General features: G+C 43.3%; 14 protein-coding genes. 7 read left to right on the top strand and 7 right to left on the bottom strand.

The features are described 5' to 3' along the window. A partial coding sequence (locus tag ACKTT2_RS52380; RefSeq protein WP_500691403.1) for an Asl3888 family RNA-binding protein occupies nucleotides 1-122 on the bottom strand: 122 nt, incomplete at its 3' end. 503 nt (nucleotides 123-625) lie between these two features. On the opposite strand from ACKTT2_RS52380, the gene ACKTT2_RS26720 reads away from it, so the two are divergent. Together ACKTT2_RS26720 and ACKTT2_RS26725 are read left to right on the top strand one after the other, a co-directional pair. Continuing rightward, nucleotides 626-1102, top strand: a complete 477-nt coding sequence (locus ACKTT2_RS26720) for an NUDIX hydrolase (RefSeq protein WP_407892404.1) — start codon at nucleotides 626-628, stop codon at nucleotides 1100-1102. A 103-nt stretch (nucleotides 1103-1205) separates the two neighbouring features. Further along, on the top strand, nucleotides 1206-2063 hold the full coding sequence (locus ACKTT2_RS26725) for an alpha/beta fold hydrolase (RefSeq protein WP_407892272.1): 858 nt from the start codon (nucleotides 1206-1208) through the stop codon (nucleotides 2061-2063). Here the strand turns inward: ACKTT2_RS26725 and ACKTT2_RS26730 are convergent. Beyond that, nucleotides 2047-2427, bottom strand: coding sequence for a hypothetical protein (locus tag ACKTT2_RS26730; protein WP_407892274.1), 381 nt, complete (start codon nucleotides 2425-2427; stop codon nucleotides 2047-2049). The two genes, ACKTT2_RS26725 and ACKTT2_RS26730, sit on opposite strands and share 17 nt — an antisense overlap. A 234-nt stretch (nucleotides 2428-2661) precedes the next feature. Here ACKTT2_RS26730 and ACKTT2_RS26735 point away from each other — a divergent pair, with 234 nt between their 5' ends. From ACKTT2_RS26735 to ACKTT2_RS26745, 3 genes are read left to right on the top strand one after another with little or no spacing between them, the layout of a single operon-like run. Continuing rightward, nucleotides 2662-3261, top strand: a complete 600-nt coding sequence (locus ACKTT2_RS26735; protein ID WP_407892276.1) for a hypothetical protein — start codon at nucleotides 2662-2664, stop codon at nucleotides 3259-3261. 6 nt (nucleotides 3262-3267) lie between these two features. Next, nucleotides 3268-3684, top strand: coding sequence for a hypothetical protein (locus ACKTT2_RS26740; RefSeq protein ID WP_407892278.1), 417 nt, complete (start codon nucleotides 3268-3270; stop codon nucleotides 3682-3684). Continuing rightward, on the top strand, nucleotides 3681-4148 hold the full coding sequence (locus tag ACKTT2_RS26745; protein WP_407892280.1) for a PIN domain-containing protein: 468 nt from the start codon (nucleotides 3681-3683) through the stop codon (nucleotides 4146-4148). Before ACKTT2_RS26740 ends, ACKTT2_RS26745 begins: the two co-directional genes overlap by 4 nt. A gap of 14 nt (nucleotides 4149-4162) precedes the next feature. Here the strand turns inward: ACKTT2_RS26745 and ACKTT2_RS26750 are convergent, their stop codons facing one another. From ACKTT2_RS26750 to ACKTT2_RS26760, 3 genes are all read right to left on the bottom strand, one after another. Further along, entirely contained in the window at nucleotides 4163-6343 is a 2181-nt protein-coding gene (locus ACKTT2_RS26750) for a hybrid sensor histidine kinase/response regulator (RefSeq protein ID WP_407892282.1), read from the bottom strand. 370 nt (nucleotides 6344-6713) lie between these two features. Beyond that, the gene (locus ACKTT2_RS26755; RefSeq protein ID WP_407892284.1) at nucleotides 6714-8261 is read right to left on the bottom strand and encodes an ATPase domain-containing protein; all 1548 of its coding nucleotides are present in this window, start codon (nucleotides 8259-8261) and stop codon (nucleotides 6714-6716) included. Between the two features lie 117 nt (nucleotides 8262-8378). Further along, nucleotides 8379-9167 (bottom strand): pantothenate kinase, encoded by a 789-nt coding sequence (locus tag ACKTT2_RS26760; protein ID WP_407892286.1) that lies wholly within the window; start codon nucleotides 9165-9167, stop codon nucleotides 8379-8381. A 193-nt stretch (nucleotides 9168-9360) separates the two neighbouring features. Between ACKTT2_RS26760 and ACKTT2_RS26765 the strand changes: the two genes are divergently transcribed. Both ACKTT2_RS26765 and ACKTT2_RS26770 read left to right on the top strand, forming a co-directional pair. Continuing rightward, the gene (locus ACKTT2_RS26765; protein WP_407892288.1) at nucleotides 9361-11088 is read left to right on the top strand and encodes a diflavin flavoprotein; all 1728 of its coding nucleotides are present in this window, start codon (nucleotides 9361-9363) and stop codon (nucleotides 11086-11088) included. 370 nt (nucleotides 11089-11458) lie between these two features. Beyond that, entirely contained in the window at nucleotides 11459-13171 is a 1713-nt protein-coding gene (locus ACKTT2_RS26770) for a diflavin flavoprotein (protein WP_407892290.1), read from the top strand. A gap of 268 nt (nucleotides 13172-13439) precedes the next feature. Here the strand turns inward: ACKTT2_RS26770 and ACKTT2_RS26775 are convergent, their stop codons facing one another. Together ACKTT2_RS26775 and ACKTT2_RS26780 are read right to left on the bottom strand one after the other, a co-directional pair. Continuing rightward, complete coding sequence (locus ACKTT2_RS26775) at nucleotides 13440-13874, bottom strand: hypothetical protein (protein WP_407892292.1); 435 nt, start codon at nucleotides 13872-13874, stop codon at nucleotides 13440-13442. A gap of 179 nt (nucleotides 13875-14053) precedes the next feature. Then, a complete protein-coding gene (locus tag ACKTT2_RS26780; protein ID WP_407892294.1) occupies nucleotides 14054-15691 on the bottom strand; it encodes a peptidoglycan-binding domain-containing protein in 1638 nt (545 codons plus the stop codon). Between the last annotated feature and the right edge of the window lie 105 nt (nucleotides 15692-15796).

Genomic DNA, 15796 nt, shown 5'->3' on the forward strand with positions numbered 1-15796 from the left:
CGAAACTTTCGGGCATACGCCTGGTTCCGTAGCGCCTTTTCTTTTTTCGGATTGCGGCGCTTAGCCATGTTCACCTCATTAAATAAACAACAAAAACTCGCTTCTAGGGTTGATGTAGGCAGTATCTACTGTTGAGCTTACTTGTTTTTCTCGCCTAGATTTGCGACATCTATATTTTAAACAGCAATCTATACTAACCCATTATAAAGTTTCTGTCAAATCTTGGCATTGGGCATTAGGCATGGGGAGATAATTATTTTCATACCTAGGTTGTGGGATTTTCCTACGATGTCTGGCAGGAAAATAGAGCGTAGGTAGGGCTATGCCTTACAACATCAAACGTGCGACATAGCCCTATCTACTAGAAAATGGAGACTCGAAAAATAATAATTTTCATACCTTGGTTGTGGGATTTTCCCGCGATCGCTATTTGCTAAAGAGAGTGGAGAATAGTGGTCGGATGGTGTTTTCTAAGATAATCTTTAAGATATAGCTCCAAACCACAGCTATTATTATTAGAGGTGCAACTCAGCATTTTTGTTGAGAAATTTTGATGTGGTGAGGTTCTCTACACTACAAGCCTAAATTTGAAGCCCAAATTGGAACATTGAATAATTTTGCTTTTATGGATGTGGCTGTTCAGTCCACACGTAGTTTATGGCGATTTGGACAAACTGTGCTTGGCATAATTTTCCGCCATCCAGTTCCGGGGACAAGTATTATTCCAATATTACCAGATGGTCGGATTGTTTTAATCCGACGACGAGACAATGGTCTTTGGGCATTGCCTGGAGGTATGGTGGATTGGGGCGAAGATGTTCCGAGTGCAGTGGAACGGGAGTTGATGGAAGAAACCGGATTGGAATTAGTGAAGATTCGGCGTTTGGTTGGTGTATACTCAGCACCAGATCGCGACCCCAGAATCCATTCGATTTGTATAGTTGTGGAAGCTGATGTACGGGGAGATATGGTTGTTCAAGACACGTTGGAAGTTATGGAAATTCAAGCTTTTCCAGTCAATTCCTTACCACCAGGGAAAATGTCTCACGATCACAGTCGCCAATTACAAGACTATTTAAATGGTTTGACCACGCTGGCATGAGAATTATGAATTATAAATTATGAATTATGAATTATTTTTTCATCATTCATCATTCATCATTCATAATTTCCACTAGTGTGCATGACTATATTAAATAGCTAATATGGACTCTCTATTCCGTAACTCCCGAAGAAAGCTCTCTCAGGGGCTTTTGTTTTGGCGCGAAGTTGGTGCAGGAATTCCTGTTGTTTTTTTACATGGTTCGTGGAACGATAGCAGCCAATGGGTGTCTTTAATGGAATTGCTTTCGCCAAATTTCCATTGCTTTGCACCAGATTTATTTGGCTTTGGTGAATCTGAGAGTCCAAACATCCACCATTCGATAGATTTACACGTTGAGTGTCTGGCTGAATTTTTGCAAGCATTAAAGCTAGAAAGGGTATACTTGGTAGGGCATTCCCTTGGAAGTTGGATTGCGGCTAGTTATAGTTTGAAATATCCAGAACAAGTTTATGGTTTGGTGTTGATATCACCAGAAGGGATCGCAATTGAAGGACAACAAAAGCGTTTGCAAAGAATGCGGCTGCTCGTTAAGCTTCCACCAACATTGTTTCAAATATTGAGAGTACTCCGCCCAATTACTAAAATTTTTGGCTGGGATGAGCAAATTGCACGAGATTGGAAGTTACGTCAGGCAATGCTCAATTATCCCACAGCCTGTGAATTACTCTTCCAACGTCAGAAATCAGAAATTAAAGCAGAGTTGTTGCAAGAGCGATTGTCCTCAATACTGGCTCCTGTTTTAATTTTAGAAGGAGGAAAAGACTCGAAAGAAGTTCTGGAGATGAGCCGAGCCTATGCTCAGTACCTTTCTCAAGCAGAGTTGAAGGCGATCGCTCACGGTGCTAACGATCTACCTGAGTCTTGCGCCGGGATTATTGCTGGAGATATCCGTGATTTTATTAAGTTAACAGCGATCGGTGACCAGTTTAACAGTGACCAGTTTAACAGTGACCAGTGACCAGTGACCGGTTACGAGTTAAAGCAGTTTCTAGATTCGGATAGACTTCTTCATCATATCCTGATTCATCTTGTTGCCACTCCGAAACAAGCGCAATCATTGAATCCAAAGCTTGCATATCATTTTGGGTGTTCATCTGCTGCTCTGATAAAACAACAATGTCACTATCTTCAACCAAATCTGAAACAAATATTGTTTTGGAATAAGAACCTTTTCGACGTAAAAGAGTTGTATTTCCAAAAGTAGCAGTATTTGAGGTTTTTAACTGTATTAATTTATCAACCTTTTGTTTGACTTCTAACAATTCTTCTAAACTTAAACCATCTAATTCACACAGAATTCCTAATAATGTATCAAATTTCATAGCTTTAAAGTCCTAAACACTCTAACTATATATAGCAATCCTATTCGATTTATAAAATACACGTAGGGTGGGCATTGCCCACCGTTTGCTGTTGGTGGGCAATGCCCACCCTACAGTACCTAAAATTGTTTACAAATGATTTAGGATTGCTATAGTAAAAGGTGATAAAGCTCTACGGCTAGGCAAACTGTCCTACATCCACGACAATAAGACAAATAGTACAAAATTGAGTCTATGCCTTACAGCAACTTTACGTTTGCAAAAGCTAAAAAAGACTTTAACTTAATCGCGGTTGAAGGCGGACGGTTTTTGCCACAAGTTGAGATGATTTCACCAAGTACTAAATTACAAGCAGCTTTGGAGGATTTACCGTGGGCGATCGCTGTTGGTTCTGAACGAGCGAAGTGTGAATCGATTGTTTATCCTGTATTACAAGAAGTGAGACGGATTCTCAACTTTCAAGTCAGCCTGTTCTCTGGACGGGATTTTACTGTTGCTCCAGAAAAGGGACTAAATGGTTATGTTGATTATCTTATCAGTCGTTCTGTTGAACAACTCGAAATTGAAGCGCCAGTAGTGGTTCTGGCTGAAGCCAAACGGGACAATCTTAACGAAGGAATCGGACAATGTATTGCCGAAATGGTTGCTGCTCAGCAGTTTAATCAAATCAATGAAGTACCTATCTCCACAATTTACGGGGTAATCAGTAATGGAACCCAGTGGCGTTTCATGAAACTTGAAGACAGAACAGTGACAATTGACTTAATGGATTATCCTCTACCTCCTGTCGAACCCATCCTTGGTATGCTAGTTTGGATTGTTAGGGAAGGATGAAATATTATGAACACAACAATAGAACTACCTAGTGGTAAAATTCTCAATATAGCCCGCTTTATTGCTCTACTACCCAATCAAAAAGTTGATGAAAGCTACGACCTCATTTTAGAAGGTTATCCACATCCTATTACTCTAGAGAAAAAGGATGTAGAAATTCTTATGAGGCGATTTCAATTTGATTTAGATTCTGAAAGAAGAGAAAACCAAGAGTTTCCAACTTCTTGTAATGAAAGTGGATGGGATAGAGAGGAGCAGTTACAAAAAAATTTAACAGCTTTAGAATTGCTGAAAAAGCGTAGGGAAAGGTATCAGAACATGAGCGAAGATGAATCAAAGCTTCGAGCAGAATTCTTTGAAAATTTTAAAAAAACTGTTGACTCAGAACGCCTTCCCGGACAGAAGTTGTACTCAGAAACATGATAGTTTTTATCGACTCAGGAATTTTGGGGATTTTAGCTAATCCAAATAAAGAAGGTGAAGTCAGTGAATGTGAAGAATGGCTATATGGCTTATTATCAAAGGGAATTTATGTGTTAACTTCTGAGTTGTGCGATTACGAAATACGAAGAAGTCTAGTTCTTGAAGCCAAGAAAAACCCTCAGATAAATGGAATAAAAAATTTAGACGAGCTTCGGGGAATTATCACTTTTCTTCCCATTACTTCTACTTTATTGAAAGAAGCATCTGTACTTTGGGCTGAAGCACGAATTCAAGGTGTTCCAACAGCAGATGCGAAAAGCTTGGACGTTGACATCATTATTTGCACTCAATGCATTCTTTTAACAGAAGAGTTCCCTGGTCGTTCGATTATTATTGCCACAACTAATATTAAGCATCTAAGCCGCTTTGCCTCTGCAAGAAATTGGCGAAATATTAAAGTTTAATTAAAATTGGTATGCTAGTTTGGATTGTTAGGGAAGGATGAATACAACATAGACTGATGGAGAATCTGAACGATCGCCCGAACTAACTGCTCTGGCTCTACAGGTTTGGCAAGATGTTGTTGAAATCCGGCTGCCATCGCTCGTTGATAATTAATCTCTCCAGCATAAGCAGTTAAGGCGATCGCGGGTACTTGTCTGTTCTGAACCGAAGAAGATCTCACTTGCTGTAGCAACATATACCCATCCACCTCCGGCATCCCAATATCGCTAATCAACAAGTCGAACTGATACTGACTCAATGCAATCAGCGCTTCTACTGCTGATACCACAGCAGTCACAGTTGCTCCATACTCTTGGAGTAAGAAAGTGATGTATTCCCGCGTATCTATGTCATCATCTACAACTAAAATCTTCAAAGTATTTAAGTCTGAAGGTTGTTGAGACTGCACCAAATTTTGTTGCGTTGTGTGTTGCTGTTGCGTCAGTGGTAACTTTACTGTAAACGTAGCTCCCTGTCCTTCACCTGGACTCTCTGCTTGAACCGTTCCGCCGTGTAACTCGACTAAACGATGCACGATCGCCAGTCCCAACCCCAATCCGCCAAACTGACGAGTGATTGTGCTGTCCCCTTGGCGAAAGTATTCAAATACGTGGGGTAGAAAGTCAGGGTGAATGCCCTTACCAGTATCGCTGACTACAATGTGGGCGTGAGTCTCGATACGATGGAGGTAAATATCTACTCGTCCGCCTTCAGGTGTAAACTTAATAGCATTGGAGAGCAGATTCCAGATTACTTGCTGTAATCGACTTGAGTCTCCCAAAACCTGCCCCACCTCTGGTTCAAACTCGACCTGCATTTGAATTTCTTTAGCAAGTGCCGCCAGACGCACCGTTTCCATAGCAGATTGAATCGTTATTGCTAAATCGACTGGACACACATCAAAGCTGAGTTTGCCTTGAAGAATGCGGGAGACATCCAGCAGATCGTCTATCAGTTGCGTTTGTAATTTGGCATTACGTTCAATAATTTCTAGAGCGCGAATTGTCGTCTGCTCGTCAAGTTTACGACTTTGCAACAGCTTTGACCACCCCAAAATTGGGTTAAGGGGGGAGCGCAACTCATGGGACAGAACGGCTAAAAATTCATCTTTAACTCGGTTAGCTTCGATCGATTGCTTGGTCTGTTGCTGCAACGTATCCTCCGCTTGCTTGCGATCTTCAATGTCAATTGCGGTTCCTACCCAATTGATGATTTGACCGGTACTGTCGCGTACTGGTCCGATAGACCCTAAATGCCAGCGATATTGCCCGTCCTCAGCCCGACGAAAGCGATATTCAATTTCGTAGCTTTCACCCGTTCTCAGTGCTTTTTGCCAAAGAGCTTGGGTGCGTTCTCGATCGTCTGGGTGCAAAACGACTGCCCACCCTAAGTTAAGGGTTTGCTCTGGAGTCAAACCAGTATAATGATACCAGTACTGGTTGCAATATATGACTTGACCATCCGGCAATGAATTCCAAACAAATTGGGGCAATGCCTCGGCAAGAAGACGATACTGCTGTTCGCTTCTTCTCAATTGATCGTATAACCGAGATAACAGCGCCGAGCGCTCGCTCTCCATTAGCGTGTGATAGCGAGTTTCAATAAAGGTCTTGCCCAACGTCCTCAGTAACTTCGCGTACATCCGCAACGTTTTTTGAGCCACAGGGCGTTGTTGGGAGGCTAATTTCCAAACTTGCTGGGGTGAGAGATTTAATCGTTTTGCGTTCTGCTCCAATTGGAGTTGCAATCGGTCGGGGAACTGGTCGAACACTTGACCTGCAATCAATGTTCCTAGTCGATGCTCGCCTAGTTGCAAAGGTACGACAAAATGTGCCAAGCCCAGGCGATCGCTTGTGAATACTATCTCCCCTTGATGCAGTGCATCTGCAATTGCAGTACAGGGTACAGACCGAAGCAGACAGAAAGGACATCCTGGTCTTTCCTTCATCTGAGTCTGAAAAAAATTCCAAATTGGTTGAGGATTAATGCACTCTCCTAGCATCTGTCCCTGTGAATCCGTCAATACCACAGCTAGATTCATTGCTAAAGCGTATTCCTCAAGCACAGGATGCCAGAGTGTAGGATTTAACAGGGTATCGCGTACCTCTGTTCGCAGTTCGTTTTGGATTTCGATCTTGTCTCGGCTGTCTTCCAAACCTTATGTTTCTCCTCTACTTCTCTGACTTCATGCGATCGCAAACGCTTTAGAATGCGAGTTACAGCCATTTTCATTACATGGAGTAGGGTGGACGTCCTCGCCCGCCCTCTGATCTACAACGGACGAGGACGCTCCGCAGTCGCCTCAACTCTGGGAACCCCGCACGGTGAGCCAGCGCTGCAGGCGGGTTTCCCACGCCCAGGCGACTGGCGAACCCGAAGGGCGCTGCTCTCCGTACCACAAGAAAATGCTGTGGTTCATTTAGGTGAAAACTGCTTTAAGTATAGTGGAGGCGGCAGAACTACCCCCACTTGACTCGACTTTGAGGGATTGAATCTTCTCGATTTTATACCATGTAATTTGTGTTTCAGTCATCTATTTCAGAAGTGAAAGAACGGTGACTCCGACTGAATCGAGTCGGCGCTCGACTCAGTAAATTGTAGTAGCTACCGAAGGGCAAGTTTGGCCCTTCGGTGCTGTCCTCTAATGCTAGAATAATTCCACCTCGGTCAATTCGATACTCGCGGGTCACGTACTGATGGTTACAGCCCCGCGCCTTAGCAACTGTAATTGCCCGATGCATGACGTTCCCTAGTTCTACGTAGCTAAGTAAAATAACATTATCCACTACAGAGGTTACGGTAGAATCGGTCATGAAGCGGGTTACCCCAAACAGTTCCGGATTTTCATAACTAATAAAAATTGTCATTAACCGATTTTTCGTGAAAGCAATTAATGCGTGAAAGAACTCACGGAACACTCGTTGATCGTGGATGGCATTGCTATAGGTCGTGATACCATCCACTACGATGCGATCGATCTGTTGTTCCTCAATTGTTCGGACAATCATGTCGAAGTGAACATTCACCTCTAACTCCAATGGTGAGTCGTGCAGAATGTGAATCATCCCAGCTTCCACCTGCGATCGCATATTCAGACCGAGCGAGTCAGCATTGCGGAGAATTTGTTCTGGATGTTCATCCAAGGTAACTAGCAGGCTCCGCTTGCCCAAAAGCGCTCCTTCCACCAGCACTTGATACCCTAGAACAGACTTTCCCGTACCCGAAGCACCTACAACTAAGGTGACAGACCCGTTATAAAGCCCACCGCCTGTGAGGTCATCTAGTGGCGCACTGCCAATCACCGATCGCTGTACGGTAGAAGTTGGTTGACTGCCAACCGTATGTATCCGACACTGTACCCGACGAAACACCTCTAACCCTCTACCAGAAGTGATTCGTAGTGTGTGTACCCCTGCCTCAAAGTCCTGTCCTCGGCTTTTGAGGATTTCCAGGCGACGATAAATACCTTGCGAATAATCCCCACGTTTGAGCGAGATAACAGTATCTGCCAAAAACTCAGCCACATCTAGAGTCAGGGCTGGCTCTCCACGAGTTGCAAGTTCATGAGAAAACATGGCGGTAAGCCCTTCCCGGTCGATCCCCTCAATCACCTGCAGCAAGAGTTCGCGGTAGGAACTAAGTCCGTTGGATAATGGGGAATCCCCATTAACTATGGTTGGACGGAGTAAGGCAATCCCATCAATAAAAATCCGTCGCGCTCCCAGTTCAGTTGCGGTCTCTATCAGCAAACTATCCGCCGAGCGCAGTTCTTGTTCTAGCACTTGGGGAGTCGTAAAAATAATCCGCAATCGGTTCTGCTGCTGCAACTCCTCTAGATTCCATTCAAAGTTTGCAACATCACGCAACAGCTTTCGCGGGCTATTTTCAAATACGACAATAATACCAGGTTCGTCATACTCGATAATGCCTCGATAGATGAACTCAATGCCAAGTAGAGTCTTCCCCGCCCCAGCTTCCCCTTCTACCAGAATTACATTACCTCTGGGAATGCCACCTAAGAAAATATCATCTAAGCCAGTAATACCTGTTCGCACTAGATCGCCGTTACTCACCCTGTTGCTCCTCACCGCCCGTCTCAATCGTTCAAAAAAAATGAGAGTTGCTAATCTTTCAACAAGACCCAATAATTCTAGAGCATTTAGGGTATCAGCAGTGCATACTCAATCTATCTAAACTTTAGCAACAACTGCTCGCATTCCCCAAAAAATCAAATTCTTTTCCACATAGAAACGTGGTGCAATCTCAGGAAACTGAGCTTGCAAATACTTTATTAACAAAGTGCGATCGCCTCCTGTCATGACAATCTTACCGAGAGGGTAATCCCGCCACCACGCTTCAACAAAGTCTTTGATTCCAGCAATCAGAGTGTAAATAACTCCACTTTGTATGGCTTCTTCAGTCTTTAAAGCAAACCGTTGTGGAAGTTGCTCTTGTACTTCAACAATTGGTAATTGTCCGGTTTTTTGAGCGAGAGTCGTCAACTGTAAATTCAACCCAGGAAGAATTGCACCGCCAACTAAACGCTTGTTAGCATCTGCACCTGTAAAAGTTAGTGCTGTTCCCGCATCAATAACTAACATGGGAAAACCCCAATTCTCTCCTGCACCCAATAGAGCTAAGGCGCGATCGATTCCCAGTGTAGGATAAAGACCTTGTAAGGGGATTTGGTCTAAGGCGATCGCCCGAACATTTGGGTAAGACAGCCAGAGTTCTGTTTGGCTGGGAACCACAGAAGCTAGGAGGAGAGAGGGAACGGAGGTGGGGGAGAGTGGGGGAGAAGGGGAGGAAGGAAAATGAGTAATGAAGTCCTCTAATGTTTTACAGTTAGATAATTGGTGTATGACTTTTGGTGGCAAATGGTCTGTGTCCCAAGCATAAATACGTGTGTCTGTCAACCACGCCCAATGCAGTCGGGAATTCCCTATCATTAATGCTAGCCACAAAGTACTGTCTGCCATTCTGCTTTTTAAGGGATTGGGGATTAGGGGTTAGGGTTTAGGAAGACGAGTTATTGAGTACTTGTCCCCAGTCCCCAGTCTTTCTCATATAGTTTTTTAACCAAAAAATAGAAAATTTAATAAAACGTTACAAAAATCTCGTGTCACAATAGAACAAGAGTAATAAATACTCATTCGCATAGGAGGGGATAATATGGTAGCACTTACCGAAAAAACTAACAAAAGGCTGACCGTACAGGTTGTCGATATTGCTTCCGACACAACAGCAATTCGCTCTCTGGATTGGGATCGAGACCGCTTTGATATTGAGTTCGGTCTGCAAAATGGAACTACCTACAACTCATTCCTCATACGCGGCGAGCAAATAGCGTTAGTAGATACTTCACACGAAAAGTTTCGCCGACTGTATTTAGATACCCTCACGGGTTTGGTAAATCCTACCGACATTAGCTATTTAATTATCAGCCATACCGAGCCAGACCACAGTGGTTTAGTTAAAGATGTTTTACAACTGGCTCCAGATATTACTGTTGTTGGTTCTAAAGTCGCTATTCAATTCCTGGAAAATTTAGTACATCAGCCTTTTAAACGGCAAATCGTGAAAAATGGCGATCGCTTGGATTTGGGCAACGGACACGAATTAGAATTTGTGATTGCACCCAATTTACACTGGCCTGATACCATCTTTACCTTTGACCACAAAACCCAAACACTATTCACCTGTGACGCTTTTGGGTTGCACTACTGCTCGGACAGTACTTATGACGAAGATTTAAAAGCGATTGAAGCCGATTTTGAATATTACTATGAGTGCTTGATGGCTCCTAATGCCCGTTCTGTACTATCTGCGCTCAAGCGTATGGCTGAATTGGAAAAGATTAGCCTAATAGCCACAGGTCACGGTCCTTTATTATATCATAATGTTGAAGAATTAACCGGACGGTACCGCAATTGGAGCAAAACACAAACTAAAGCAGAAACAACAGTTGGGGTGTTTTACATCTCAGATTACGGGTACAGCGATCGTCTAGCTCAAGCAGTCGCTTTAGGTATCACAAAAACAGCAGGCGTTGCTGTGGAACTGGTAGATTTGCGTGCTGTTGGTGACATGGTAGAATTGCGAGAACTTGTCAGTCGTTGTGCTGGAATTGTCATTGGAATGCCTCCAGCTTCAGATGCAACTCAGATCCAAGGTGCTCTCAGTACCATTTTAGGTTCTGCTAATGAAAAACAAGCGCTCGGAATTTTTGAGTCAGGAGGTGGAGATGACGAACCAATTGACCCGTTACTCAGTAAATTCCGGAATTTAGGTTTAATAACAGCCTTTCCAGCGATTCGGATTAAACAAACGCCCACAGAAAGCACTTACAAGCTTTGTGAAGAAGCAGGAACGGACTTGGGACAATGGGTGACACGCGCTCGCAGTATCAAGCAGATGAGATCTTTAGGTGCTGACCTCGACAAAGCCTTAGGTAGAATTAGTGGCGGGCTTTACATCATTACTGCGAAAAAGGGTGATGTCTCCAGTGCGATGTTAGCTTCATGGGTGAGCCAAGCCAGTTTTAAACCTATAGGTATAACAATAGCGGTTGCTAAAGATAGGGCAATTGAATCGCTTATGCAAGTGGGCGACAAGTTTGTACTCAATGTCTTAGAAGAAGATAATTACCAACGCTTGATGAAGCACTTCCTCAAACGATTTGCTCCCGGTGCTGACCGTTTTGAAGGAGTCAAAACCCAACAAGCAGAAAATGGAGCACCCATCCTTACAGAAGCTTTGGCATATATGGAATGCGAAGTCATCAGTAGAATGGACGGTGGCGATCACTGGGTTGTGTACAGCACAGTATATGCGGGACGGGTGAGCAAGACAGAAGCCCTCACCGCCGTTCACCATCGTAAAGTTGGAAACCATTATTGATTGTTAGTTGTTAGGGACTTCCAAATAAAAAAATAACCACCTTTCTCTTGTGGTACGGAGAGCAGCGCCCCTTCGGGGTTCGCCAGTCGCCTAGGTCGGGAAACCCTCCTGCAGCGCTGGCTCACCGTGCGGGGGTTTCCCCCCAACCCCAGAGGGAACCCCAAAGCCCCCCGTTGAGGAGCCACTGCGTTGCGGGGGTTCCCCCCGTTGTAGCAAGTGGCGTGCGACTGCGGGGCGTCCTCGCCCGTCACCAATAAAGAACGGGCTAGAAGCCAGTACCACAAGATGGATAATTTATTTCTTGGCCATCCCTTAGTAGGAATCACAACTAACCACTATCTACTAACGACTAACTACTAACCAAAAAGCAATGACTTCCACAAAACCCCGTGACGTTCAAGTTCTACCCATTGCCACGGATACCACTGTATTCCGTTCTCGCAGTTGGACTCGCTTAAGATTTGAAATTGAATATGCTCTGGCAAAAGGTACGACAGCTAATTCCTTTTTAATCAAAGGGGATAAAACTGCTCTTATCGACCCTCCAGGGGAAACATTTACAGAAATTTATTTGGATGCACTGCAAAAGCGGTTTGATTTACAGTCTGTTGATTACGTAATTTTGGGTCATGTCAATCCCAACCGCGCTGCAACTTTGAAAGCAATGCTCGAAATTGCACCTCAAATTACCTTTGTTTGTTCTAACCCAGGAGCAATCAATTTGCGCGGTGCTTTGGAAAACCCAGATTTACCAGTTCTTGTCATGCGAGGGGAAGACACTCTCGACTTAGGGAAAGAACATCTTTTACAATTCATTCCGACTCCTAACCCTCGCTATCCAGATCAACTCTGTACTTACGATCCACGAACAGAAATTCTCTATACAGATAAGTTATTTGGCGCACATATTTGTGGCGACCAAGTTTTTGATGAAGGTTGGGAAATATTTCAAGAAGATCGACGCTATTACTATGATTGCTTAATGGCTCCTCATGCTCGTCAGATTGAGACAGCGTTAGAGAAACTTTCTGATTTTCCCGTGAGAGTGTATGCAACCGGACATGGCCCTTTAGTACGTTATAGCTTACTCGATCTCACCGAGGCTTACTATCAGTGGAGTCAACAGCAAACATCTCAAGATACTTCTGTGGCATTAATTTATGCTTCCGCTTACGGGAATACCGCAACTCTCGCTCAAGCGATCGCACGTGGTATTACTAAAGCGGGTGTTGCGGTAGAATCAATAAACTGTGAAGCTGCTGAACCAGAGGAAATTCGGACAGCTTTGGAAAAAGCATCCGGCTTTATCATTGGTTCCCCAACACTAGGCGGTCATGCACCAACGCCAATTCAAACAGCACTTGGTATTGTTCTTTCAACTGCGACAAACAACAAACTCGCTGGCGTGTTTGGTTCTTTTGGTTGGAGTGGGGAAGCCGTTGATTTCCTGGAAGATAAGTTGAAAGATGCAGGTTATCGTTTTGGTTTTGAAACTATCCGAGTCAAGTTCAAACCAAATGATACCACTTTACAAATGTGTGAAGAAGCAGGAACTGACTTTGCCCAAGCACTGAAGAAAGCTAAAAAAGTACGTTCTCAAAGCGTACCTGCTACCACAACAGAACAAGCTGTTGGGAGAATTGTTGGTTCGCTGTGCGTATTGACAGCAAAGCAAGAAGAGATTTCCAGTGCTATGTTAGCTTCTTGGGTATCTCAAGCAAGCTTTAATCCTCCTGCATTAACCGTTGCGGTGGCTAAAGACCGTGCGGTCGAATTGCTGACACACTCTGGCAACAAATTCGTTCTCAATGTTTTGAAAGAAGGCAATCATTTGGGTTTGATGAAGCACTTCTTAAAACCCTTTGATCCCGGACAAAACCGATTTGTTGATGTTGCAACAGAAGAGGCTGAGAATGGTTGTCCAATCCTAACTGATGCACTTGCATACATGGAGTGTACTGTAACAAATCGTATGGAATGCGGCGATCATTGGCTGATTTATGCTGTTGTCAAAGATGGTAAGTTGCTAGATAACGAGGGCGTGACTGCTGTTCACCATCGTAAGTCAGGCAATCACTATTAACACCTGACACCTGACCAGTAAGCAAGTTGGTTTAGATACTTAACTTCTTGTACTTCTGGTTTTCAGGTTAATAGACCACTTAATTGTGGTACAGTGGTACGGGCGTCCTCGCCCGTACATTCAGAAGACGGGCGGGGACGCCCGTACCACAAGAAACAAGATACAAGGCACAAGAAACAAGATACAAAGCACAAGAAACAAGATATAAGACACAAGAGACAAGAAACAAGACACAACCACAAGAAACAAGATACAAGGTACAAAATTTTTATTCACTCATAATTGATACTTGGTCGGGTTGAGATAACTGCATATCTAAGTTCTGAGCATTGCAATAAGCTAACTTGCTACCAAAGAGATATCCCGTACTGATAAGTAAAGATAAAAACGCAATAGTTATAGGAGTCATCAAACGATCGCTTTCCACTTTCCATTGAGGTTGAATTCCCAAAAATTCATGTACACTTTTAATAGCCAAAAGCAAAGAATTTTTCTCAAGTCTGTTCCATGTCATCAAATCTCCATTTTTATTGGAGTTGAGGTAAGCACATAAATAACGGGGCATTGACTCATCTTTTTTGATAATAAATGAATAGCCATTAGTTAGCTTGGCAACTAGGGTTTTTCGCCCTTGTTGTTGAATTGTACTAGGCTTCATATTATTTTCTTCAAGGATCGCGATCGCTTCTTTCTCTGATAGCATTTTGCACCCCTACACTATTTTGATGGAAGCTTGACAAAATATTATTTCTCAAAATTTAAACTTCTTTATTTAAACATAAGTTGTGACCAGTAACACATCTTTCTCTTGAGAGAGAAAATACTTTCAAGAGATAAGGTTCCCTGGTCACTAGTCACTGGTCACTCGTCACTGGTCACTGATTAAAAATATTCAACCCGTGCATCTAGACCTTGCGATCGCAAATATTCTGACCGTTTTTCTGCTTCTGAGCGAGTGCTATATTGTCCGGCATTGACATAAGTACCCAGTCGCGAGTCTGCTTGAAAAGCAGAAGGTACATATTGACGGACTCTACTCAAAGTGTCGTAATTGCGAATTGGTACAACGACAACATAGCGATTTTCTCGTCTGGCAGTCCATTCGGGAGGATTGCCTGCATTACCAGGAAACTCAGGAGGATAACCACCAGAATTACTAGGGTAATTTTCTGGATTATCTAATCCCAATGCTTGCCAAGTTTGATAATTTACAAATCCATGGGCTTCAAGTCCACGACTTCTTTGAAATTGAGCAACAGCATTCCTAGTTGCCGAACCGTAATAGTTAGTGATTCTACCTTGAAACAATCCTATATCTTGCAAACGCCGTTGTAAGATTTCGACACGCGGACTTCTTTCGCCCAAACAAATATCACCTCGATCGACCGAACAATTAGAATTTGCTGAATTGCTTCCTCCTCGCAAAGCATCTGCTATTCTGGCTAAGGTTTGTGAATCTACAACACCATTGCTTCTCAATCCAGAATTTTGTTGGAAACGTGCCACCGCTTCTTGAGTTGTGGGACCATAGTATCCCGTGGGATTTGTACGAAGATAACCCAATTGCTGCAGGTCTTCTTGCAATTTTCTCACTTCTTGACTGGAATCACCCTGTTTTAAATATGAACCTCTAATGTTATCTGAATAACCAGATTGGTTTGGTGGATAATACTCGGGTTGATTTGGTGGGAAACTAGGTTGGTTCGGTGGATAATACTCGGATTGATTTGGTGGGAAACCGGGTTGGTTCGGTGGATAATACTCGGGTTGATTTGACGGGAAACTAGGTTGGTTCGGTGGGTAATACTCGGGTTGATTTGACGGGAAACTAGGTTGGTTCGGTGGGTAATTATTAGGTTGATTCGGTGGGTAATTATTAGGTTGGTTTAAACTGACACGAATAGCTTCTTGTGTTCTCGTACCAACAATGCCATCCGGGCTAATGCTATAAGATTGTTGGAATTGAGAAACGGCTCGCTCTGTTTCTGAGCCAAAATAACCTGTTATGGCACCGTTGAAAAATCCTAAACGTTGCAAATCTTGCTGCAACCTTCTAACAGATGCACCTCTGCTACCCCGTCGCAAACCCTCATCGACACGACCACCAGAAATTTTTTTGCTTTGACATTGCGATCGCAAAAGTTTTTGCGTTTGAGTACCTACTTTTCCAACAGTAGGAAGTCTGTTATCTCGTTGAAAACTTCTGACAGCTTCTTCTGTTTTGGAAGCAAATTTACCTGTTACCTTACCATTGAAATACCCTAATTTTTTTAAACACCTTTGAATGGTAGCAACTTCAGGTCCATCACTGCCAACTTCCCAAGCAGCTAAAGCCTGTTCTGCCATACCGAAAACAGACAAGGTTAAGGCTACAGCCAAAAAATGCCTTGCCGTAGTGCTAGATAGTTTCATCCAATCGATCTGTGTCAAAAAATTTCCACTTAATTTAATAGGTGCATAGGGATTGCCAGATAACAGTTTATTTGCTGACTCTGAATAATAGTATCTAATGATTTCCATAGTGGTTCGCGGGCGTGTGGTTTACAAACCTAGTAACGAATTTTTATTTTAACGATCGAGATGGAACTAAACTGAGCTTTATTTAATTGTTGGTCGTTAATATTA

The organism is Scytonema hankhaensis NUACC26 (assembly GCF_045865695.1).
Lineage (GTDB): Bacteria > Cyanobacteriota > Cyanobacteriia > Cyanobacteriales > Nostocaceae > Scytonema.

What these genes read in the sequence shown, in the direction of transcription:
- ACKTT2_RS26720 (WP_407892404.1), top strand. Translation starts at nt 626, where the DNA reads ATGGATGTGGCTGTTCAGTCCACACGTAGTTTATGGCGATTTGGACAA.
- ACKTT2_RS26725 (WP_407892272.1), top strand. Translation starts at nt 1,206, where the DNA reads ATGGACTCTCTATTCCGTAACTCCCGAAGAAAGCTCTCTCAGGGGCTT.
- ACKTT2_RS26730 (WP_407892274.1), bottom strand. Translation starts at nt 2,427, where the DNA reads ATGAAATTTGATACATTATTAGGAATTCTGTGTGAATTAGATGGTTTA.
- ACKTT2_RS26735 (WP_407892276.1), top strand. Translation starts at nt 2,662, where the DNA reads ATGCCTTACAGCAACTTTACGTTTGCAAAAGCTAAAAAAGACTTTAAC.
- ACKTT2_RS26740 (WP_407892278.1), top strand. Translation starts at nt 3,268, where the DNA reads ATGAACACAACAATAGAACTACCTAGTGGTAAAATTCTCAATATAGCC.
- ACKTT2_RS26745 (WP_407892280.1), top strand. Translation starts at nt 3,681, where the DNA reads ATGATAGTTTTTATCGACTCAGGAATTTTGGGGATTTTAGCTAATCCA.
- ACKTT2_RS26760 (WP_407892286.1), bottom strand. Translation starts at nt 9,167, where the DNA reads ATGGCAGACAGTACTTTGTGGCTAGCATTAATGATAGGGAATTCCCGA.
- ACKTT2_RS26765 (WP_407892288.1), top strand. Translation starts at nt 9,361, where the DNA reads ATGGTAGCACTTACCGAAAAAACTAACAAAAGGCTGACCGTACAGGTT.
- ACKTT2_RS26770 (WP_407892290.1), top strand. Translation starts at nt 11,459, where the DNA reads ATGACTTCCACAAAACCCCGTGACGTTCAAGTTCTACCCATTGCCACG.
- ACKTT2_RS26775 (WP_407892292.1), bottom strand. Translation starts at nt 13,874, where the DNA reads ATGCTATCAGAGAAAGAAGCGATCGCGATCCTTGAAGAAAATAATATG.
- ACKTT2_RS26780 (WP_407892294.1), bottom strand. Translation starts at nt 15,691, where the DNA reads ATGGAAATCATTAGATACTATTATTCAGAGTCAGCAAATAAACTGTTA.